At 39.4% G+C, this 1,522-nt stretch carries 1 protein-coding gene; it reads left to right on the top strand.

Annotated elements, in window-relative coordinates:
* Positions 1 to 191 precede the first annotated feature (191 nt).
* Positions 192 to 1,052 carry a protein phosphatase 2C domain-containing protein gene (locus tag ICC18_RS33295; protein ID WP_188178678.1) on the top strand — a complete coding sequence of 287 codons (861 nt, stop codon included), beginning with the start codon at positions 192 to 194 and terminating at the stop codon, positions 1,050 to 1,052.
* Positions 1,053 to 1,522: the final 470 nt, after the last annotated feature.

Genomic DNA, 1,522 nt, shown 5'->3' with positions numbered 1-1,522 from the left:
CTCGGGATCCAGGTCCCACGGGCAGAATCGTTCGATCCCCGGCTACCGTTATCTTACGACCATACAAAAATGAGGTCGACCAGAAAGTTCTGGCTGACCTCATAATACGAACGGGCAGGATAGTTCCAATACTTGGTAGTGGTGAAAATGGTAAAATAGTTCGAGGATATTAAGATTAATTTGAGAAAGGGGTGAACAACTTGAATGTTACTTATGAGGAGATCACCAAGAAAGGCGTTGGGGTACTAAATGAGGATGCTATTATTATGCATCCGAAAGCAAATTTGTATGGAGCTTTGGATGGTGTATCTTCCTTGGTACCCTATCTAAATTCCAAAAAGGAAACTGGCGGTTTTATTGCGGCGAATCTGGTGAAAAACTACTTCGAATCTGTTACTAATCCTGGAAGTTTAAAGGACCACATGATTGAGGTGAATGATCTTCTTAGGGAACAAATGGTGCTCGCTAATATTGATCTGGAGAAAAAGGAAGAACTCTGGGGAGCGGCATTGGCAATCGTTCGTATTCAGGATGATGGTGTGGAGTTCATACAGACAGGGGATTGCATGATTCTAGCCGTGTATGCTAATGAAGAGGTTCGCCCATTAACATGGAGACAAGTTTCTCACTTAGAAGCTCCAGCATTCGCTAAATGGCAGGAAGGAATAACAAAAGGCTTAAAAAGCCATAAAGAGCTTCATGAAACCGTTATTGATACAATAAGAAAGAACCGATATCGCGCTAATACAGATGGTGGTTACGGGGTTTTAAATGGGGAAAAGGATGCAGTTCGTTTTTTCGAATACGGGAAAATTAATCTGACGTATTTAAAACATATCATTTTGTTGACTGATGGGATGTTTTTACCAACAAATATCGTACCCGAACAGAGTTCGTATTGGAGCTTTGTTGCGCAAAGAATATTGAATAAAGGTATTAAACTTTATACTCAAGAATTAATAGAACTTGAGGATAGCGATCCTGAGTGTATTCAACATATTCGCTTTAAGAAATCAGACGATAAGACCGCAATGGTGATTAATTTCCATTAGCAATTATGCTAACGGATACTAGAGTACAACAAACAACAGGCTGCCGGCAATCGGCAGCCTGTTGAGGTAACGGGCAGGATAACATGGAAATCATCTTGAATTAAATAAGTAGTTCTCATACACTTCAAGGTGACATTATTTGAACGTAATAAAGGGGCAGTTTACTAGATGGTTAATTTAGCTTCCACTAATATTGAGAAGGTGTGAAAGAGAATTGAACAAATCGTTTGATATTAATAAACTGATGGCACCACCATGGCTTATGTATCCATACATCGGAAGATACAGTATCGGTTGGAGAATGGGATATGGCGAGCACTACATAATTGAGTTTGGAAGATGGTTTTCTGCACTAAACATTATAATGCTACATAGAAACTAGACAGCAAAAAAGGAGTTTCTTAGTTGTATGTCATCCAAGAGAAGGAAGTTCACACCTGATGAAAAAGCACGTATTGTACTGGAAATTT

This window comes from Paenibacillus sedimenti (genome assembly GCF_014534655.1).
Classification (GTDB): Bacteria; Bacillota; Bacilli; order Paenibacillales; family NBRC-103111; genus Paenibacillus_E; species Paenibacillus_E sedimenti.
The sequence above is the reverse complement of the archived record's forward strand: the minus strand, read 5'-3'. Positions and strand labels throughout refer to the sequence as shown.